General features: G+C 71.0%; 17 protein-coding genes and 1 tRNA gene. 8 read left to right on the top strand and 10 right to left on the bottom strand.

Annotated elements, in window-relative coordinates; translation table 11 throughout:
* Positions 1-42 precede the first annotated feature (42 nt).
* From ACZ6I1_RS25705 to ACZ6I1_RS25675, 7 genes are all read right to left on the bottom strand, one after another.
* Entirely contained in the window at positions 43-507 is a 465-nt protein-coding gene (locus ACZ6I1_RS25705; protein ID WP_469290910.1) for a hypothetical protein, read from the bottom strand.
* A gap of 190 nt (positions 508-697) precedes the next feature.
* Positions 698-2,116, bottom strand: a complete 1,419-nt coding sequence (locus ACZ6I1_RS25700) for an NAD(P)/FAD-dependent oxidoreductase (protein WP_469290908.1) — start codon at positions 2,114-2,116, stop codon at positions 698-700.
* A 23-nt stretch (positions 2,117-2,139) separates the two neighbouring features.
* Entirely contained in the window at positions 2,140-2,934 is a 795-nt protein-coding gene (locus tag ACZ6I1_RS25695) for an ABC transporter permease (RefSeq protein ID WP_469290906.1), read from the bottom strand.
* A complete protein-coding gene (locus tag ACZ6I1_RS25690; protein ID WP_469290904.1) occupies positions 2,934-3,872 on the bottom strand; it encodes an ABC transporter permease in 939 nt (312 codons plus the stop codon). Before ACZ6I1_RS25690 ends, ACZ6I1_RS25695 begins: the two co-directional genes overlap by 1 nt.
* Positions 3,869-5,017 carry an ABC transporter ATP-binding protein gene (locus ACZ6I1_RS25685; protein ID WP_469290902.1) on the bottom strand — a complete coding sequence of 383 codons (1,149 nt, stop codon included), beginning with the start codon at positions 5,015-5,017 and terminating at the stop codon, positions 3,869-3,871. Before ACZ6I1_RS25685 ends, ACZ6I1_RS25690 begins: the two co-directional genes overlap by 4 nt.
* Positions 5,018-5,147: 130 nt before the next feature.
* The gene (locus tag ACZ6I1_RS25680; protein WP_469290900.1) at positions 5,148-6,398 is read right to left on the bottom strand and encodes a polyamine ABC transporter substrate-binding protein; all 1,251 of its coding nucleotides are present in this window, start codon (positions 6,396-6,398) and stop codon (positions 5,148-5,150) included.
* Between the two features lie 72 nt (positions 6,399-6,470).
* On the bottom strand, positions 6,471-7,988 hold the full coding sequence (locus ACZ6I1_RS25675) for a gamma-aminobutyraldehyde dehydrogenase (protein ID WP_469290996.1): 1,518 nt from the start codon (positions 7,986-7,988) through the stop codon (positions 6,471-6,473).
* Positions 7,989-8,182: 194 nt separating this feature from the next.
* On the opposite strand from ACZ6I1_RS25675, the gene ACZ6I1_RS25670 reads away from it, so the two are divergent.
* The 3 genes from ACZ6I1_RS25670 to ACZ6I1_RS25660 all read left to right on the top strand — a co-directional run bounded on the left by ACZ6I1_RS25670 (position 8,183) and on the right by ACZ6I1_RS25660 (position 10,788).
* On the top strand, positions 8,183-8,737 hold the full coding sequence (locus tag ACZ6I1_RS25670) for an NADAR family protein (protein WP_469290898.1): 555 nt from the start codon (positions 8,183-8,185) through the stop codon (positions 8,735-8,737).
* 29 nt (positions 8,738-8,766) lie between these two features.
* A tRNA-Asn gene (locus tag ACZ6I1_RS25665) sits at positions 8,767-8,847 on the top strand.
* Positions 8,848-9,192: 345 nt separating this feature from the next.
* Complete coding sequence (locus tag ACZ6I1_RS25660) at positions 9,193-10,788, top strand: TROVE domain-containing protein (RefSeq protein ID WP_469290896.1); 1,596 nt, start codon at positions 9,193-9,195, stop codon at positions 10,786-10,788.
* A 45-nt stretch (positions 10,789-10,833) separates the two neighbouring features.
* On the opposite strand, the gene ACZ6I1_RS25655 is transcribed toward ACZ6I1_RS25660, so the two are convergent.
* A complete protein-coding gene (locus ACZ6I1_RS25655; RefSeq protein WP_469290894.1) occupies positions 10,834-11,547 on the bottom strand; it encodes a DUF4190 domain-containing protein in 714 nt (237 codons plus the stop codon).
* A 110-nt stretch (positions 11,548-11,657) separates the two neighbouring features.
* On the opposite strand from ACZ6I1_RS25655, the gene ACZ6I1_RS25650 reads away from it, so the two are divergent.
* The 5 genes from ACZ6I1_RS25650 (at position 11,658) to ACZ6I1_RS25630 (ending at position 16,659) form a co-directional block, all read left to right on the top strand.
* A complete protein-coding gene (locus ACZ6I1_RS25650) occupies positions 11,658-12,683 on the top strand; it encodes an adenosine deaminase (protein WP_469290892.1) in 1,026 nt (341 codons plus the stop codon).
* 36 nt (positions 12,684-12,719) lie between these two features.
* Entirely contained in the window at positions 12,720-13,409 is a 690-nt protein-coding gene (locus tag ACZ6I1_RS25645) for a glycerophosphodiester phosphodiesterase (RefSeq protein ID WP_469290890.1), read from the top strand.
* Positions 13,409-14,614: a sensor histidine kinase gene (locus ACZ6I1_RS25640; RefSeq protein ID WP_469290994.1), complete on the top strand. Its 1,206-nt coding sequence runs from the start codon at positions 13,409-13,411 to the stop codon at positions 14,612-14,614. Before ACZ6I1_RS25645 ends, ACZ6I1_RS25640 begins: the two co-directional genes overlap by 1 nt.
* Positions 14,611-15,303, top strand: coding sequence for a response regulator (locus tag ACZ6I1_RS25635; RefSeq protein WP_469290888.1), 693 nt, complete (start codon positions 14,611-14,613; stop codon positions 15,301-15,303). Before ACZ6I1_RS25640 ends, ACZ6I1_RS25635 begins: the two co-directional genes overlap by 4 nt.
* 147 nt (positions 15,304-15,450) lie before the next feature.
* Entirely contained in the window at positions 15,451-16,659 is a 1,209-nt protein-coding gene (locus ACZ6I1_RS25630; RefSeq protein WP_469290886.1) for a serine hydrolase domain-containing protein, read from the top strand.
* Here ACZ6I1_RS25630 and ACZ6I1_RS25625 read toward each other — a convergent pair.
* Together ACZ6I1_RS25625 and ACZ6I1_RS25620 are read right to left on the bottom strand one after the other, a co-directional pair.
* Complete coding sequence (locus tag ACZ6I1_RS25625) at positions 16,646-17,110, bottom strand: hypothetical protein (protein WP_469290884.1); 465 nt, start codon at positions 17,108-17,110, stop codon at positions 16,646-16,648. The genes ACZ6I1_RS25630 and ACZ6I1_RS25625 overlap by 14 nt on opposite strands.
* Before the next feature lie 158 nt (positions 17,111-17,268).
* On the bottom strand, positions 17,269-18,708 hold the full coding sequence (locus ACZ6I1_RS25620; RefSeq protein WP_469290882.1) for a gamma-aminobutyraldehyde dehydrogenase: 1,440 nt from the start codon (positions 18,706-18,708) through the stop codon (positions 17,269-17,271).
* Between the last annotated feature and the right edge of the window lie 74 nt (positions 18,709-18,782).

The raw sequence follows: 18,782 nt of genomic DNA, 5'->3' as shown, positions 1-18,782 counted from the left end.
GGGGGTCAGCGGCGACCAACATGGTCCAGACCAATATCCTTGTCAAGGCTTCCGGCCCTCCTCGGCCACCACGCGCGCGGCCGCCTCGTGCATCGCGAGCTCCAGCACGGCCGGATCGGTGAGCGTCCCCTGCCCGTCGGGGAGCACCAGCCAGCGCACTCCGCCGGTCGCCCGGCCCGGGTACGGGACCACGATCCAGGTCCCGCGGCCCGCTCCCCGCACGCCCGTGCCGATCCAGCGGGACGCGGTGCCCGGAGGCACGAAAAAGCCCAGCCGCGAGTCGCCGAAGTCGGCGAGCACGGGGCCGGGCCGTTCGAGGAGCAGGTTCAGTACGTCGAGGGTGGCCTGCCCCAGTTCCCCGGGCAGGATCAGCACGTCCCAGCGCCGGCCGGCGGGCAGGAGGACCACCCCGAGGGGGTTGCGCTCCCACTCCCACCGGCAGGCGTCGGGATCCGGCGCCACCGATACGAGCCATTCCACTGCCGTCTTTTCCCCCGGCGTCGTCATCGCCCGGCCTCCGTTCGTCTCGTGCGGTGAAGGGTTCTCACCGGGAGAGAGCGCGGCCGGGCGCGGCTATGACGCGGGTTCCGTTACTCCATGGTGGTGAAGCGGGTCACGGGACGGGCGGCGGTGTGCGCCGGGGGCGTGCGGGCGTCCACTCGGCGGATCCCGCCGGACCGGGACGGCTCGCGGCGGGTCAGCTGTCGAAACCGAGGCCGAGGCGGTCGAGCGTCCGCAGCCAGAGGTTGCGGTGCCCGCCGTGGCGGTCGGCGCGGGCCAGCGACCACTTGGTGAGGGTGATGCCCGTCCAGGCGAAGGGCTCGGGCGGGAACGGCATCGGCTTGGACCTGACCATCTCCAGCCGGGTGCGCTCGGTGGGGACCCCGTCGAGCAGGTCCAGCATCACGTCCGCGCCGAAGCGGGTGGCGCCGACCCCGAGCCCGGTGTATCCGGACGCGTAGGCCACCTTCCCGGAGTGCGCGGTGCCGAAGAAGGCGGAGAAGCGCGAGCAGGTGTCGATCGCGCCGCCCCAGGCGTGGCTGAACCCCAGGCCCTCCAGCTGCGGGAAGGCGGTGAAGAAGTGCTCCGCGAGCTTGAGGTAGGTCTCGGGCCGGTGGTCGTACTCGGAGTCGAGCTTCCCGCGGTAGGGGTAGATCGCGTCGTAGCCGCCCCACAGGATCCGGTGGTCCTTGGTGATCCGGAAGTAGTGGAACTGGTTGGCGCTGTCGCCCAGCCCCTGCCGGTTCTTCCAGCCGACCGAGGCGAGCTGCGCCTCGTCCAGCGGCTCGCTCATCAGCGCGTAGTCGTAGACCGGCACGGTGAACGGGCGGATGCGGCGGACCAGCGAAGGAAAGATGTTGGTGCCCAGGGCGACCCGGCGCGCGAGGATCGTGCCGTAGGGGGTCTGGACGGTCATGCCCCGGCCCGCCGAGGCCATCTTCAGGCCGCGGGTGTTCTCGTAGATCCGCACCCCGAGGTCCAGACAGGCCTGCTTGAGGCCCCAGGCCAGCTTCGCCGGATGGAGCATGGCGACGCCGTCTCGGTCCCACAGGCCCGCGAGGAAGGCCGGTGAGTCCACTTCGGCGCGCAGCGCGTCGCCGTCGAGCCACTCGTAGCCGCCCGCGAGGCCGAGCCGCCGGGCCTCCTCGTGGAGTGCGCGCAGTTCCTCGACCTGGTGGGGCTCGGTGGCCACGTCGATCTCGCCCGTGCGCTCGAAGTCGCAGTCGATGCCGTAGCGGGCGACCGCCTCCTCGATGGCGTCGAGGTTGCGGGCGCCCAGCTCCTCCAGCTTGGCGAGCTCGCCGGGCCAGCGGGCCAGCCCGTTGGCGAATCCGTGGGTGAGGGAGGCGGCGCAGAAACCGCCGTTGCGGCCGGAGGCGGCCCAGCCCGCCTCCTTGCTCTCGATCAGCACCACGTCCCTGCCGGGGTCGCGCTCCTTGGCGAGCAGCGCCGTCCACAGCCCGCTGTAGCCGCCGCCGATGACCAGCAGGTCGCACCGCTCGTCGGTGGTGAGCGCCGGCTGCGCGGCGGGCTTGCCGGGGTCGTCCAGCCAGTACGAGACCGGCTTCGCTTCGGAAAGGGATTTCGCAACGCTACGCATGGCGACTGGGGCCATGGCTTCCAACTCCCTACAGGGCTCTACTTCGGCTGTGCCTTCTTGCGGCGGTTGCCGGCCATCTGGCCGGCGAGGACCACCAGTACGGCGATGACGAACATCGCCGTTCCGATGACGTTGATCTGCACGGGCGTACCGCGCTGGGCCGATCCCCACACGAACATGGGGAAGGTGACGGTGTTGCCCGAGTTGAAGTTGGTGATGATGAAGTCGTCGAAGGAGAGCGCGAAGGAGAGCAGTGCGCCCGCCGCGATACCGGGTGCCGCGATCGGCAGCGTGACCCGTACGAAGGTCTGCACCGGGCCCGCGTAGAGGTCGCGGGCGGCCTCCTCCAGCCGCGGGTCCATGGACAGCACCCGCGCCTTGACGGCGGCGACGACGAAGCTGAGGCAGAACATGACGTGGGCGATGAGGATCGTCCAGAAGCCCAGCTGGACGCCCATGTTGAGGAAGAGCGCGAGCAGCGAGGCGGCCATCACGATCTCGGGCATGGCCATGGGCAGGAAGATCAGCGAGTTGACCGCGCCGCGCGCCGTGAAGCGGTAGCGGGCGAGCGCGAAGGCGATCGCGGTGCCCAGGACGGTGGCGCCGAGGGTCGCCCACAGGGCGATCTGGAGCGAGAGCGCGAGGGAGCCGCACAGGTCGGCGACCCCGCAGGGGTCCTTCCACGCGTCGAGCGAGAACTCCTGCCAGGCGTAGTTGAACCGCCCGGTGGGGTTGTTGAAGGAGAAGACGGTGACGACCACGTTCGGCAGGATCATGTACGCGAGGGTGCCGAGACCGGCGATCACTACGAGATTGCGGCGAAGCCAACGCATCAGACCAGGTCCTCCGTCCCCGCTCGGCGGATGTAGATGGTGACCATGATCAGCACAATGGCCATGAGGATGAAGGACAGCGCGGCCGCCGTCGGATAGTCCAGGATCCGCAGGTACTGCGACTGGATGACGTTGCCGATCATCCGGGTGTCCGTGGAGCCGAGCAGTTCGGCGTTCACGTAGTCGCCGCTCGCCGGGATGAAGGTGAGCAGGGTCCCGGAGACCACACCCGGCATGGAGAGCGGGAAGGTCACCTTCCGGAAGACCGTCGCGGGGCGGGCGTACAGGTCACCGGCCGCCTCGTGGAGGCGGGTGTCGATGCGCTCCAGCGAGGTGTACAGCGGAAGGATCATGAAGGGGAGGAAGTTGTACGTCAGACCGCAGACCACCGCGAGGGGCGTGGCCAGGACCCGCTCCCCCTGGGTGAGGCCCATCCAGCTGGTGACGTCGAGGAAGCCGATGCCGTTGAGGACGGCGACCAGGGGGCCGCCGTCGGCCAGGATCGTCTTCCAGGCGAGGGTGCGGATCAGGAAGCTGGTGAAGAACGGCGCGATGACGAGCACCAGCAGCAGGCCCCGCCAGCGGCCCGCCTTGAAGGCGATCAGGTAGGCCAGCGGGTATCCCAGCAGCAGGCACAGCAGGGTGGCGGTGCCCGCGTACAGCAGGGAGCGCAGGAACTGCGGGTAGTACTCGGTGAAGGCGTCCCAGTAGGTCCGGAAGTGCCAGGTGACCTCGAAGCCCTCTTCGAGCGAGCCGGTCTGCACCGAGGTGGAGGCCTGGTAGACCATCGGCAGCACGAAGAAGACCAGCAGCCACAGGATGCCGGGGAGCAGCAGCCAGTACGGGACGAGGCGTTTGCGCGCGGACGGCTTGTGCACCGGGGGTTCGGCGGGGGCGGGCGCCTGGGGCGGCGCTGTGTTCACCGCGGGCCCGGTCACGCGGACTCCTCGACCGTCTCGATGCCCGCGTCGATGTCCTGGGCGGCGTCCAGGCCGAAGGTGTGCTCCGGGTTCCAGTGCAGGATCACCTCGGCGCCGGGCACGAGGCGGCCGTCCCGCTCGATGTTCTGCGCGTACACCTCCAGCCCGGGGCAGACCGGGCTGTCGATGACGTACTGGGTGGACACGCCGATGAAGGAGGAGTCCGCGATCCGGCCGGGGACCTGGTTGCGGCCGGCCGCGATGGTGTGCTCCTCGTCGGCGTGGACCAGGGAGATCTTTTCCGGGCGCACTCCGACCAGCAGCTTGCCGCCGCTGCGGGGGCTGGTCGCGCAGCGGGCCGCGGGCAGCCGCAGCTTCGTACCGGAGGCGGCGACCACCACCTCGGAGCCGGCGGACTCCACCGAGGCCTCGATGAGGTTGGAGGTGCCGAGGAAGTTGGCGACGAAGGTGGTGCCCGGGTTCTCGTACAGCTCGGCCGGGGCGCCCAGCTGCTCCACGCGCCCGCCGTTCATCACGGCGACCGTGTCGGCCATGGTCATGGCCTCCTCCTGGTCGTGCGTGACGTGCACGAAGGTGATGCCGACCTCGGTCTGGATGCGCTTGAGCTCCAGCTGCATCTGGCGGCGCAGCTTGAGGTCGAGGGCGCCGAGCGGCTCGTCGAGGAGGAGCACCTGGGGGTGGTTGATCAGCGCGCGGGCGACGGCCACGCGCTGCTGCTGTCCGCCGGAGAGCTGGTGCGGCTTGCGCTGGGCGAACTGGCCGAGCTGGACCAGCTCCAGCATGTCGTCGACCTGCTTCTTGACCGACTTGATGCCGCGGCGGCGCAGGCCGAAGGCGACGTTCTCGTAGATGTTCAGGTGCGGGAAGAGGGCGTAGCTCTGGAAGACCGTGTTGACCGGGCGCTTGTACGGGGGCAGGTGGGTGACCTCGCGTTCGCCGAGGCTGACCGTGCCGGTGGAGGGCTCCTCCAGGCCGGCGATCATGCGCAGGGTGGTGGTCTTCCCGCAGCCCGAGGCGCCGAGCAGGGCGAAGAAGGAGCCCTGGGGGATGGTGAGGTCCAGCGGGTGCACGGCGGTGAAGGTGCCGTAGTGCTTGCTGATCCCGGCGAGGCGGACGTCGCCGCCCGCGGTCTTGTCAGTCATGGGTGGGTCCCGGGGTTGGGTGGGGAAGGGTCAAGGGGCGGGGCGGAGCCGGCCGGGGTGCACGGCCGCCGGTGGCGTCCGGTGGGCTGTGCCCCGGTCCTCCACGGCTCGCCGCGCGGGGCGTCGGGCGTCAGGCTCCGATCAGCTTGGCGAACTTCTCCTCGTACGCCGTCTCTTCTTCGCCGGTCAGGGAGCGGAAGGCGTGGGCCTTGGCGGCCATGGCCTTGTCCGGGACGATCAGCGGGTTGTCCGCGAGGGCGGGGTCGATCTTGGCGAGTTCGTCCTTGACGCCCTCGACCGGGCAGACGTAGCTGATGAAGGCGGCCAGCTGGGCGGCGACCGGGGGCTCGTAGTAGTAGTCGATCAGCTTCTCCGCGTTGGCCTTGTGCCGGGCCTTGGCGGGCACCAGCAGGTTGTCGCTGGAGGTGATGTAGCCGGGGGCGGGGATCGCGTACTGGATGTCCGGGTTGCCCGCCTGGAGCTGGATGACGTCGCCCGCCCAGGCCAGACAGGCCGCGAGGTCGCCCTTGTCGAGGTCGGCGGTGTAGTCGTTGCCGGTGAAGCGGCGGATCTGCCGGGAGTCCACGCCCTTCTGGAGGCGGCCGATCGCACCGTCGAAGTCGGCGGTGGTGAAGTTCGCCGGGTCCTTGCCCTGGTCGAGGAGGGTCATGCCCACGCTGTCGCGCATCTCGGTGAGGAAGCCGACCCGGCCCTTGAGGGTGGGGTCGTCCAGCATCTGCGTGACGGAGTCCACCTTCTTCCCGTCGGTGGCCTTGGTGTTGTAGGCGATGACGGTGTCGATGCCGGTCCACGGGTAGCTGTAGGCGCGGCCCGGGTCCCAGTCGGGGGTGCGGAACTGCGGGATCAGGTTGGCGTAGGCGTGCGGCAGGTGGGAGGGGTCCAGCTTCTGCGCCCAGCCCAGGCGGATGATGCGCGCGGCGAGCCAGTCGGTGACGACGATCAGGTCGCGGCCGGTGTCCTGGCCGGCGGCGAGCTGCGGGCGGATCTTGCCGAAGAACTCGACGTTGTCGTTGATGTCCTCGGTGTACTTGACCTCGATCCCGGTCCGCTTGGTGAACTCCTCCAGGGTGGGCCGGGTCTTCTCGTCTTCGCTGGTGTCCATGTACTCGGTCCAGTTGGAGAAGTTGATCTCCTTCTCCTGGGCCGAGTGGTCGTCGGAGGCCACCGCCGCGTCGCCCTCGCGTTTGGCGGGCGGGATTCCGCACCCGGCGAGGGTGGACAGGCCTCCGAGGGTGAGCGCTCCGACTCCGGAGGCGCGCAGCAGCGAGCGGCGGGTGAGGGCGCCGCGCCCGCTGGTGAGGCTGCGCCGCATCGCGGCGAGTTGCGCCGCCGAGAGGCGGTCGGGCTCGAACTGCTCCATGCGCTGTGCCCTTTCGGGAGGTGTGCCGCTGGTCAGGCGGGGTGGGTTTCACGCGGCGGTGGCCGCAGATGGTTACGGACGGTCCCCGAAGATGGTGCGGTGCCAGTCCTTCGCGGCTACCGCGGTGTTGTCGTACATCACGTGCTTGACCTGCGTGTACTCCTCGAAGGAGTAGGCCGACATGTCCTTTCCGAAGCCGCTGGCCTTGTAGCCGCCGTGCGGCATCTCGCTGATGATCGGGATGTGGTCGTTGACCCAGACGCAGCCCGCCTTGATCTCGCGGGTGGCCCGGTTCGCCCGGTAGAGGTCGCGGCTCCAGGCGGAGGCGGCGAGTCCGTACGGGGTGTCGTTGGCCAGGGCGAGGCCCTCGTCGTCGGTGTCGAAGGGCAGGACGACAAGGACCGGGCCGAAGATCTCGGACTGCACGACCTCGCTGTCCTGGGCGGCGCCGGTGATGAGGGTGGGCCGGTAGTAGGCGCCTTCGGCCAGCTCGCCCCCCGGAACCTCGCCGCCGGTGACGACGGTGGCGTAGGCGCGGGCCCGCTCGACGAACCCGGCGACCCGGTCGCGCTGGGCGTGGGAGACCAGCGGGCCGAGGTCGGTGGTGGGCGCGAAGGGGTCGCCCAGGCGGACGGTCTCCATCAGCTCCGCGACGCGCGCGACGAAGGCGTCGTGGAGCGGGCGCTGGACGTAGGCGCGGGTGGCGGCGGTGCAGTCCTGGCCGGTGTTGATGAGGGAGGCGGCGACGGCGCCGTGCGCGGCGGCTTCCAGGTCGGCGTCGTCGAAGACGAGGAAGGGCGCCTTGCCGCCGAGCTCGAGGTGGAGCCGCTTGACGGTGGAGGTGGCGATCTCGGCGACCCGCTTGCCGATCGCGGTGGATCCGGTGAAGGAGGTCATGACCACGTCGGGGTGGCCGACGAGGTGCTCGCCGGCCTCGCGGCCGGCGCCCGTGACGATGTTGATCACGCCGTCGGGCAGGCCCGCGTCCTTGGCGGCCTGCGCGAACATCAGGGAGGTCAGGGGGGTGAGCTCGGCGGGCTTGAGGACGATGGTGTTGCCCGCGGCGATGGCCGGGAGGATCTTCCACGCGGCCATCTGGAGCGGATAGTTCCAGGGGGCGATGGAGCCGACCACGCCGATGGCCTCGCGGCGTACGCAGGAGGTGTGGTCGCCGGAGTACTCGGCGGCCGCCTGCCCCTGGAGGTGGCGCGCGGCCCCCGCGAAGAAGGCCGTGTTGTCGATGGTCCCCGGCACGTCGAACTCCGTGGACAGCTTGATCGGCTTGCCGCACTGGAGGGACTCGGCGTACGCGAAGTCCTCGGCCTGCTCGGCCAGTACGGCCGCCAGGCGGTGCAGGGCGTCCGACCGCTCCCCGGGGGTGGCGCCCGCCCAGCCCGGGAAGGCCCGCTGGGCGGCGGCGACGGCCTCGTCCACGTCCGCCGTGCCCGCGAGTTCGTAGGTGAGGACCTCGTCCCCGGTGGCCGGGTCGACCACGGTGTGTGACCTGCCCGAAGTGCCGGGCCTGAGCCGGCCGTCGATGTACTGCGCGCCGTCCGCGAAGCGGTCCTTGACCTGGAAGCGGTTGCCCATCACGCTCTCACGCTCTCCGTAGCTACAGTTCGAGCTACAGCTCGAATTGAGTGCCGATCCTGGCAGAGGAGGCTCCCCTGTCCAAGTGATTCCGTTGTTGCCTTTTGATTACGCGACGGATTCGGTCGACCAAGTGTCGAGGCACGCCCGAAATCCCGTACGAGTTGTCCGTGGCGACTGCCAGACTGGCGTGCATGGACATGATCGACGACCTGATCCGGCAGGTCAGCCGTGGTGAGCGAGTGAAGTACCTGCCGTTCTGGGGGCACCGGCCGAGGCCGGACGGGACCCTCGGTCCGAGCTGCCTGAGCCAGTGGTGGCCGTCCGAGTTCACTGTGGGTGACGTCCGCTATGCGACGGCGGAGCACTGGATGATGGCCGGGAAGGCGCGCCTCTTCGGGGACGCGGAGGCGGAGCGGGCGGCCCTCTCCGCGCGGACCCCGGCCGAGGCGAAGAACGCCGGACGGCTCGTGCGCGGCTTCGACGAAGCGGTGTGGGAGCGCGAGCGGTTCGCCCTGGTCGTGGAGGGCAGCGTGCACAAGTTCGGCTCCGACCCGGCGCTGCGCTCCTACCTGCTGACCACGGGCGACCGGGTCCTGGTGGAGGCGAGCCCCCTGGACCGCGTCTGGGGCATCGGCCTGGCGGCCGACGACGAACGCGCCCTGGACCCGGCCCGCTGGCAGGGCCTGAACCTGCTGGGCTTCGCCCTGATGGAAGCCCGCGAGCGGCTGCGCCAGGCTGATCGCTAATTGCGTGGCGGAGCCCGGGCCCTGCACCTAACGTTGTCCCTGTCCAGGTGCGCAGGTGAGACATACTTCCACTGTTAATGGGGCGGTCGCGGGTTCGAGTCCCGTCATCGACTTCGGGTCGGTGTAGCTCAGTTGGCAGAGCACCACGTGGTTTCGCCGACCTTGTTCTCTGGACACCTACGTCACGCACCTCCCGGTGCGCAGGCTGCGGCTCCTTCTTTTCCCAAGACACCAGGCCGCCGCCACCTTGATCTCGGGAGGCCGCGTGCGGGATGCCCGGTGCGCAGGCAACGGTTACTTCTTTCATCAGCGGGTCGCGGGTTCAAGTCCCGCCCGGCTCCGGCCGGTAGCTCAGACGATTAGAGCAGCTGACACAAGTCCGTCGCCGACTTCCGATCTCGGGCATCCCGCACGTCACGCCTCCCCCGCTTTCCTTTGAATTCGGGGGGATTCACATGTCTCGCTTCAACCTGCGCGCGTCCAAGGCGGCGCCCGCCTCGCCCACGTCGCCCGTGCGCTCGGTCGGCCGCGCCCGCACCCACCAGGGCGGCCCCGGCCACCTCCGCGACCCGCGCTCCGAGCTGTTCCTGCTCGCCGTCGCCAACTTCGTGACGCAGCGCACCGCGTACGAGAGCGGCGAGGCCCGCGACGACCGCTTCGCGGCACTCGTGCGGCAGCTCGCCGTCGAGGACCCCGCGTGGACGGCCGGCCTGCTGGGCTGGCTCCGCGGGGAGGCGAACATGCGGACCGCCTCACTCGTCGGCGCCGCCGAGTACGTGAAGGCACGCCTCGACGCGGACGTCGCCGAGGGGCCGTCGAACCGCCGGGTCGTGGACTCCGTACTGCAGCGCGCGGACGAGCCCGGCGAGCTGCTGGCCTACTGGACGGCGACCTACGGACGGAACGTGCCCAAGCCCGTCAAGCGCGGCATCGCCGACGCGGTACGCCGCCTCTACTCCGGCAGCTCGCTGCTGAAGTACGACACCGACTCCAAGAGCTACCGCTTCGGTGACGTCCTCAACCTCGTGCACGCCTCCCCCGACCCGGCCAAGTCCTGGCAGGGCGAGCTGTTCCGCTACGCGCTGGACCGCCGGCACCACCCGGAGACCGCCGAGGTCCCGGCCGGCAACCGGACCCTCGCCGCCCACCGGGCGCTGATGGCGCTCCCGGTGTCCGAGCGGCGCGGTGTGCTCACCGCACCGGACGGCGCCGAGCGGCTCGCGCGGGCGGGCATGACCTGGGAGGCGCTGGCCGGCTGGCTGCAGGGGCCCATGGACGCGGCCGCCTGGGAGGCGGTCATCCCGTCCATGGGTGCGATGGCCCTGCTGCGCAACCTGCGCAACTTCGACCAGGCCGGGGTCTCGGACGAGGTGGCAGCGGCGGTCGCGGCGAAGATCTCCGACCCGGAGACCGTCGCCCGGTCGCGGCAGTTCCCCTTCCGCTACCTGGCCGCCTACCAGCACGCGCCGTCGCTGCGCTGGGCGTTCCCGCTGGAGCGGGCGCTCGGCCATTCGCTGGCGAACGTGCCGGCGCTGCCCGGCCGGACGCTGGTCCTCGTGGACCGGTCGGGGTCGATGTGGTCCCCGCTGTCGGACCGCTCGCAGCTCAACCGGGCCGACGCGGCAGCGGTGTTCGGGGCGGCCCTCGCGCTGCGCGCCGAGCACGCGGACCTGGTGCAGTTCGGGACGACCAGTGCGGTGGTCCCGTACACGCGGGGCGAGTCCGTGCTGAAGGTGCTCGAGCGGTTCGGGGACCTCGGCGGGACGTACACGGCCAAGGCCGTCAAGCAGCACTACCGCGGTCACGACCGGGTACTGATCGTCACCGACGAGCAGGCCGCCTCGTACGGCTACAGCGGTGACCCGACGGCGGAGGTTCCGCAGACGGTGCCGGTGTACACCTGGAACCTGGCGGGCTACCGGGTGGGTCACGCCCCGTCCGGTTCCGCGAACCGGCACGCCTTCGGCGGGCTCACCGACGCGGCCTTCCGCATGGTGTCCCTGATCGAGCGCGGCCAGGACGCCGACTGGCCGTGGGTGTCCCACGCCTGAGCCGGCGGATGAGCGTGAGCCCCGGGCCGTTCTTCGGCCCGGGGCTCATATCTTCTCGCGCTGCCGGGAGTCCGAGTACGGGCTGTCGTCGCGGAAGTCGCTGTTCCAGCCGTCTTCCATGAACGGGGCGAACATGGCGAGCAGCATCAGGGCGCCGAGCACGATGCCGATCGCGCCGAGGATGATGCCGGCCAGCGCCATCCCGCCGTTGTCGGCCTCGCCGCGGTTCGCCTTGCCCTTGCCGAGGGCGCCGAAGACCACCGCCCCGATCCCGATCCCGATGGCCAGGACGCTGGTGATGCAGCCGACGACGGAGAGGATGCCGAGGACGAGCGCGGTGACGCCGAAGCCGTTGCTCCTGGCCACCGCGTACGGCGGGTAGGAGGCCGCGCCCGGGTATCCGGGATATCCCGGGTATCCCGTGTCGCCAGGGTACCCGTAGCCCGGCAGGGCGGACGGCCCGGTGGGATATCCGTACCCGCCCGGCTCCGGCTGGGCCGGATACCCGTACGCGGGCGGCGCGATGGGCACCGTCGCCGGCGACGGCGACGCGGCGGGCTGGGGCTGAGGCTGGGGCTGGAGCTGCGGCTGGGGGGCGGAATATGGCGCTCCGGCCCCCGGCATCCCGGCGACCGTCTGCTGGTCGTGCACGGACGGCGGGCCCGGCACTCCCGGCGCGGCCTGCTGCTTGCCCAGGTCCACCGCCGGCCGCTCCGGCGGCGCCCACGGGTCCCTCGGCTCAGGGCTCTGGTCGGTCATGCGGCACCCCCCTCTCGTACGGCCATGCTAAGCGCTGCCACCGACAGTCACCGGCGTGCCTACGATGAAGGCCGAACCGACCGCACGCGCGCCCTCCCGGAGGCACCTTCATGACCGACCTGCACCCCTTCATCGCGGGGCTGCCCAAGGCGGAACTCCACGTCCACCACGTCGGCTCCGCCTCACCGCGCATCGTCGCCGAGCTCGCCGCCCGGCACCCCGACTCGAAGGTCCCGACCGATCCCGAGGCGCTCGCCGACTACTTCACCTTCACCGACTTCGCGCACTTCATCGAGGTCTACCTGTCGGTCGTCGACCTCGTCCGCACCCCCGACGACGTACGCCACCTCACCTTCGAGGTGGCCCGCGACATGGCCCGGCAGAACATCCGCTACGCCGAACTGACCATCACCCCCTACTCCTCCACCCGCCGCGGCATCGAGGAGAAGGCCTTCATGGCGGCCATCGAGGACGCCCGCAAGGCCGCCGAGTCCGAACTCGGCGTCATCCTGCGCTGGTGCTTCGACATCCCCGGCGAAGCCGGCCTGGAAGCCGCCGCCGAGACCGCCCGCCTCGCCGTGGACCTGCGCCCCGAGGGCCTGGTCTCCTTCGGCCTGGGCGGCCCCGAGATCGGCGTACCGCGCCCCCAGTTCAAGCCGTACTTCGACCAGGCCCGCGCCGCCGGCCTGCACAGCGTGCCGCACGCCGGCGAGACCACCGGCCCCGAGACGGTCTGGGACGCCATCCGCGAGCTGGGCGCCGAGCGCATCGGCCACGGCACCAGCTCCACCCAGGACCCCGAGCTGCTCGCCTACCTGGCCGAGCACCGCATCGCGCTGGAGGTCTGCCCGACCTCCAACATCGCCACCCGCGCGGTGACCGACCTGGACCGGCACCCCGTCAAGGAGATGGTCGCCGCGGGTGTCCTCGTCACCATCAACAGCGACGACCCGCCGATGTTCGGCTCCGACCTCAACAACGAGTACGCGGTGGCGGCGCGCCTCCTCGACCTCGACGAGCGCGGTCTGGCCCAGCTCGCGAAGAACGCCGTCGAGGCCTCCTTCCTGGACGAGGCCGGCAAGGCGGCGATCACCGCGGAGATCGACGCGTACACGGCCGAATGGCTCGCGCGCTGACGTCCCGTCCCGCGGCCGGCCCCCGAGAATGGGGCCATGCGCACCCTGACTGCCGTCGCCCACCGCGGCGATCCCTACCGTGCCCGTGAGAACACCCTGTCCTCGATCCGCTCCGCGTTCGCGCGCGGGGCGGACGCGGTCGAGATCGACGTGCGGCTGACCCGCGACGGGGTGCCGGTCCTGCTCCACGACGACACGCTCCAGCGGCTGTGGGGGCATGACGTGCGGCTCGACGCCGTCACGTCCCCGCAGCTCAAGGAGCTGACGGGGGGCGGGGTTCCGACCCTGCGCGAGGCGGTGCTGGCGGCCGGGGCGGGCCGGCTGATGCTCGACCTGCCCGGTGCCTCGTACGAGGCGGTACGGACCGTCGTGGACCAGGTCCGCGAGTGCGGGGCGCGCGAGCGCACCTTCTACTGCGCGGGCCCGAAGACCATGCTGGCGGTGCGCGCCGCAGATCCGGGTGCGGAGATCGCGCTGACCTGGACCACGCTGTCGCCGCCGCGGCGGGTGCTGATCGACGCGGTGGCCCCCCGGTGGCTCAACTACCGCTTCGGTCTGGTCAGCCGGGAGCTGACGGACGCGCTGCACCGGGACGGCCTGCTGGTCTCGGCCTGGACCGCGGACACCAAGCGGACGATGCGGGCGCTCATCAGGGCCGGGGTCGACTCGGTCACCACGAACCGGATGGACGCGCTGACCGCCGTACGGGCCGAGTTCGGCCGGTGATACGCGCGGGGGCGGTGCGGCTGGGCGTGCGGCCGCGCGTGCGGCTGGACCGGGTCCGGCCGTGGGGCGTGGACCTGGGTCTGACGCTGCTGGTGCAGCTGGCCGTCACGATGCCGTTCGTACTGCCCCGGGAGGCCGGGCTGCCGGCCGTGACCTGGGGCTCGTACGCGATGACCACGCTGGGGGTGCTGCCGCTGGTGTGGCGGCGCCGCCGGCCGGTCACGGTGCTGGTGGTGATCCTGCTCGTCGGCGGCGTCTACAAGCTGGCGCTCGACGGTCCCGGCCAGCCGCTGCCGTACGCGGGGCTGATCTCCTTCTACACGGTCGCCCTGCTGTGCCCCGCACGGGTGCGGATGGCGGTGGGGGTGCTCTCGGTGGCGGCCGTTATCGCGTCCGTGGGGCTGGAGACGGGTACGGCCAGGGAGCTGTCCTTCACCCTGTTCTGCGCGGGGGCCGCCTATGCGCTGGGCCGGCTCCAGTACACGCGGCAGGCCTACACCGCGGCGGTCGAGGACCGGGCGGCGCAGCTGGAGCGGGCGAACCGGATCGAGGCGGAGCAGGCCGTGGCGCGCGAACGGGCCAGGATCGCACGGGAGATGCACGACATCCTCTCGCACGCCGTCAGCATCATGATCGTGCAGGCGGAGGCCGGTCCGGTCGCGGTGCGAAGGGCCCCGGAGCGGGCCGAAGCGGCCTTCGAGGCGATCTCGGAGACCGGCCGGGAGGCGATGGCGCAGCTGCGGGCGATGCTCGGGGTGCTGCGGGAGGACGGTCCGGCGCCGCGTGAGCCGCAGCCGGGGGTGGCGGCGCTGCCCCGCCTGCTGGACCGGGTGCGGCAGGGCGGTCCGGAGGTGTCGTACGAGGAGACCGGCGAGGTGCGGGTGCTGCCCGCGGCGGTGGACACGGCCGTGTACCGGATCGTGCAGGAGGCCCTGACGAACGTGGTGAAGCACGCCGCGGCCCGGCGGGTGGCGGTCCGGCTCCACCACGCGCGGGAGGAGCTGACGGTCACGGTGACGGACGACGGGCGGGGTCCGGGGCGTCCGGGGGGTCCCGTCAGGGGCGGCGGCGGGCACGGCCTGATCGGGGTCCGGGAGCGGGCGGCGGCGCACGGCGGGTCGGTGGAGGCCGGTCCGGGGCCGGGCGGACGCGGATTCGTTCTCCGGGCCGTCCTTGTAACCTCCCCGCTGGAGGTGGGCGGATGACGATCCGTGTGGTGGTGGCGGACGACCAGGAGCTGGTGCGCAGCGGGTTCGCGATGATCCTGGACGCGCAGGACGGCATCGAGGTCGTGGCGGAGGCCGGGGACGGCGCGGCGGCGGTGGAGGCGGTGGTGCGGCAGGAGCCGGACGTGGCCCTGCTGGACATCCGGATGCCGGTGCTGGACGGGATCGAGGCCTGCCGGGCGATCTCGGCGCGGAGCGCGTGCCGGACGGTCATGCTGACGACCTTCGACGCGGACGAGTACGTGTACGAGTCGCTGCACGCGGGGGCGAGCGGGTTCCTGCTGAAGGACGTGCGGCGGGACGATCTGGTGCACGCGGTACGGGTGGTGGCGGCGGGCGAGTCGCTGCTGGCGCCTTCGGTGGCGCGGCGGCTGATCGAGGAGTACACGGCGGCGACGGCGCGGCCTTCGGTCCTGGCGCGCTCGGCGGCCCGGCTGGAGGTGCTGACGGCGCGGGAGCGGGAGACGCTGCTGCACCTGGGGCGGGGGCTTTCGAACGCGGAGATCGCGGCGGCGCTGGTGGTGAGCGAGCACACGGTCAAGTCGCATGTGGGGAACGTGCTGGCGAAGCTGGGGCTGCGCGACCGGATCCAGGCGGTGATCTGCGCCTACGAGACGGGCCTGATCGCGGCGGGGGATCCCTCTGGGGTATCTCCCTCTGGGGAGTGAGAGATGGGCGTGTCGGCTCCCTCGCGCCGGTGAGTTGTCGTACTGCTGAAGACCCCTCCGTGGGGTGATCCGCAACGGGCCCTGCGACCAGCAGCATGGGGTGACCGGGGGCCGCAGTGGCCCCGGGTGTCTCACAGGGGGATCGCCATGAACGCTCGTACGCGCACACTGATCGCCGCAGCTCTGGTGCTGGGGGTCGCTTCCGGTCCGGTCGTCGCCCATGCGGCGCCGGCGCCCGCACCCGTCTCCGCCGCGCCGGCCGCGCCGGCCGCGCCCGTCATCCGTACGCCGCCCGACGCGGCGGCACTGGAGAAGGCGATCGCCGCTCTGGGTCCGGAGCATGGGCATGCGACGGCCGCACTGGTCCGGGTCGGCGGTACGAGCGGCAGCTGGCGCGGGAGTTCGGGTGTCGCGGACATCCGCACCGGGCGTCAGGCCGTGGAGCAGGGCCGCTTCCGGGCCGGGTCGGTGACCAAGGCCTTCACCTCGGCGGTGGTGCTCCAGCTGGTGGCGGAGGGCCGGGTGGAGCTGGACAGGCCGGTCCGGTGGTACCTGCCCGGGTCGGTCCCCGATGCCTACGGCGCGGTCACGGTCCGGCAGTTGCTCAACCACACCAGCGGCATACCGGCGGCGGACGGTCCGGGCGACTCCTTCGAGGCGCAGTGGGAGCACCGCTTCGATGTGACGGACCCGCACGATCAGCTGGCCAACGCCTTCGCGAAGGAGCCGGAGTTCACCCCGGGCTCGGCCCAGCACTACCTGAACATCAATTACACGGTGCTGGGCGTGCTCATCGAGGAGGTGACGGGCAGCTCGTACGAGGAGGAGGTCGCCCGGCGGATCCTGCGGCCGCTGGGTCTGCGGCAGACCTCCTTCCCGGCCCGGACGCAGACGAGGATCCACGGTCCGCACAACCGGGGCTACCAGGCGATAGCGGGGGCGGACGGCTCCCGGGAGCTGCGCGATGTGACGGAGTGGAACTCCTCGGACCGGTGGGCCGCCGGGGACATCATCTCGACCACGGCCGACCTGGAGCGCTTCACCGTGGCCCTGTTCAGCGGCCGCATCGTGCCCGGGGCGCAGCTGGAGGAGATGTTCACGGTGCCCGCGGTGAAGGACTACGTCACCGGGAAGGACGCCGCGCTGACGGCGGGCCTGTCGCGGCTCGTCCTGCCCGACGGCACCGTGGCCTGGGGCAAGACGGGCGGCCGGCACGGCTACAACGCGGCGATAGGCGCGACCCGCGACCTCTCCCGCACCCTCGTGTACGCGGTGAACTCCACCGACGCCAAGGGCCGGGACACGAACCCGGTGGCCCTTGGCATCGTGATGGCCGCCTTCGCTAAGCCGGCATGACCTCAAGGCGCTTGATCATGCGGCGCAGCACCAGGAGCGGAATGACTCCGAAGACCCCGAACGACATGTCGATGACGCTCCACCAGAAGGGGATCCCGCGGATCGGGCCGCAGATCAGGGCGAGCGGGATGACGCCTGCGCAGGCGATCACACCGGCTTCGACGATCCATATGTTGCGCACCGGGTCGCGGTGGACGCCGTAGAAGAAGACGGCGATGACCAGGTGGGCGAAGGCCAGCCAGTCGGTGCCGTAGAGGAGGAAGGGGTATTCGGCATCGGCCCGCTCCAGCCCGTCACCCACCCGCCGGAGCCATTCGTGGTCCACCAGGGCGTTGGCCCAGCGGAGTTCGGTGACCAGCGGGAAGGCAGTGAGCCCGCTGAGTACGAGGCAGACGAGGAACAGGGTCAGCCAGACACGGATACGCCGCTGGAGGGCGCTTCTCTCGCTCATGGAAGGAAGCCTACGCCCATTTCTGAACGCGTTCAGCCAATCTCCTGAACATGTTCAATTCCATTGAGGCGCGGCCTCGGTGAACGCGAAGGGGCGGGCCGTGGACATGGTGTCCACGACCCGCCCCGTCAGCGGTCGGCTCTGACCGATGCGACCGGTCAGCCGTCGAGCGAGGTCATCACGTGCTTGATGCGCGTGTAGTCCTCGAAGCCGTAGGCGGAGAGGTCCTTGCCGTAGCCGGACTTCTTGAAGCCGCCGTGCGGCATCTCGGCGACGAGCGGGATGTGGGTGTTGATCCACACGCAGCCGAAGTCGAGGTTCTTGGACATCCGCATCGCGCGGCCGTGGTCCTTGGTCCACACGGAGGAGGCGAGGGCGAACTCGACGCCGTTCGCGTACTCCACGGCCTGGGCCTCGTCCGTGAAGGACTGGACGGTGATGACCGGACCGAAGACCTCGTTCTGGATGATCTCGTCGTCCTGCTTGAGGCCGGAGACCACGGTCGGGGCGTAGAAGTAGCCCTTCTCGCCGACCTGGTGGCCGCCCGCCTCGACCTTGGCGTGGGCGGGGAGGCGCTCGATGAAGCCCGCGACCTGCTTGAGCTGGTTCGGGTTGTTCAGCGGGCCGTACAGCACGTCCTCGTCGTCCGGCTGGCCGGTCTTGGTGTCGGCGGCGGCCTTGGCGAGCGCGGACACGAACTCGTCGTGGATGGACTCGTGGACGAGCACGCGGGTGGCGGCCGTGCAGTCCTGGCCGGCGTTGAAGTAGCCGGCGACCGCGATGTCCTCGACAGCCTTGGCGATGTCGGCGTCCTGGAAGACCACGACCGGGGCCTTGCCGCCGAGCTCCAGGTGGACGCGCTTGACGTCCTTTGAGGCGCTCTCGGCCACCTGCATGCCCGCGCGCACCGAGCCGGTGATGGAGGCCATCGCCGGGGTGGAGTGCTCGACCATGGCCTTGCCGGTCTCGCGGTCACCGCAGATGACGTTGAAGACGCCCTTGGGCAGGATCGAGTCGATGATCTCCGCCATCAGGACGGTGGAGGCGGGGGTGGTGTCCGAGGGCTTGAGGACCACGGTGTTGCCCGCGGCGATGGCCGGGGCGAACTTCCACACGGCCATCATCATCGGGTAGTTCCACGGCGCGACCTGGGCGCAGACGCCGACCGGCTCGCGGCGGATGATCGAGGTCATGCCCTCCATGTACTCGCCGGCCGAGCGGCCCTCGAGCAGCCGGGCGGCACCCGCGAAGAAGCGGATCTGGTCCACCATCGGCGGGAGCTCCTCGCTGGCCGTGAGGCCCAGCGGCTTGCCGGTGTTCTCCGACTCCGCGGCGACGAGCTCCTCCGCGCGGGCCTCGAAGGCGTCCGCGATCTTCAGCAGCGCTTTCTGGCGCTCGGCGGGCGTGGTGTCGCGCCAGCCCGGGAAGGCGGCCGCGGCGGCGGCCATGGCGGCGTCCACATCGGCCTGACCCGAGAGCGGGGCGGTGGCGTACGCCTCGCCGGTGGCCGGGTTCACCACCTCGGTGGTCCGACCGTCGGCGGCGTCCTTGAACTCTCCGCCGATGTAGTTGCGCAGACGACGCAGTTCGGTGGTCACTACAGCCACTCTCCTGATCACATGTCCAACGATTGAGACGATTCCCAAGAGTAGCCCCTCGGCGGACGCTTTCG

Source organism: Streptomyces sp. NPDC046303 (genome assembly GCF_055588085.1).
Note: the sequence above shows the minus strand (reverse complement) of the source record. Positions and strands in the feature narration are given on the sequence as shown.

Excerpts from the sequence above, each read along its gene's own strand:
- ACZ6I1_RS25645 (WP_469290890.1), top strand. The coding sequence starts at position 12,720 with ATGCGCACCCTGACTGCCGTCGCCCACCGCGGCGATCCCTACCGTGCC.
- ACZ6I1_RS25660 (WP_469290896.1), top strand. The coding sequence starts at position 9,193 with ATGTCTCGCTTCAACCTGCGCGCGTCCAAGGCGGCGCCCGCCTCGCCC.
- ACZ6I1_RS25695 (WP_469290906.1), bottom strand. The coding sequence starts at position 2,934 with ATGCGTTGGCTTCGCCGCAATCTCGTAGTGATCGCCGGTCTCGGCACC.
- ACZ6I1_RS25705 (WP_469290910.1), bottom strand. The coding sequence starts at position 507 with ATGACGACGCCGGGGGAAAAGACGGCAGTGGAATGGCTCGTATCGGTG.
- ACZ6I1_RS25680 (WP_469290900.1), bottom strand. The coding sequence starts at position 6,398 with ATGGAGCAGTTCGAGCCCGACCGCCTCTCGGCGGCGCAACTCGCCGCG.
- ACZ6I1_RS25635 (WP_469290888.1), top strand. The coding sequence starts at position 14,611 with ATGACGATCCGTGTGGTGGTGGCGGACGACCAGGAGCTGGTGCGCAGC.
- ACZ6I1_RS25670 (WP_469290898.1), top strand. The coding sequence starts at position 8,183 with ATGGACATGATCGACGACCTGATCCGGCAGGTCAGCCGTGGTGAGCGA.
- ACZ6I1_RS25650 (WP_469290892.1), top strand. The coding sequence starts at position 11,658 with ATGACCGACCTGCACCCCTTCATCGCGGGGCTGCCCAAGGCGGAACTC.
- ACZ6I1_RS25625 (WP_469290884.1), bottom strand. The coding sequence starts at position 17,110 with ATGAGCGAGAGAAGCGCCCTCCAGCGGCGTATCCGTGTCTGGCTGACC.
- ACZ6I1_RS25700 (WP_469290908.1), bottom strand. The coding sequence starts at position 2,116 with ATGGCCCCAGTCGCCATGCGTAGCGTTGCGAAATCCCTTTCCGAAGCG.
- ACZ6I1_RS25685 (WP_469290902.1), bottom strand. The coding sequence starts at position 5,017 with ATGACTGACAAGACCGCGGGCGGCGACGTCCGCCTCGCCGGGATCAGC.
- ACZ6I1_RS25675 (WP_469290996.1), bottom strand. The coding sequence starts at position 7,988 with ATGGGCAACCGCTTCCAGGTCAAGGACCGCTTCGCGGACGGCGCGCAG.
- ACZ6I1_RS25655 (WP_469290894.1), bottom strand. The coding sequence starts at position 11,547 with ATGACCGACCAGAGCCCTGAGCCGAGGGACCCGTGGGCGCCGCCGGAG.
- ACZ6I1_RS25630 (WP_469290886.1), top strand. The coding sequence starts at position 15,451 with ATGAACGCTCGTACGCGCACACTGATCGCCGCAGCTCTGGTGCTGGGG.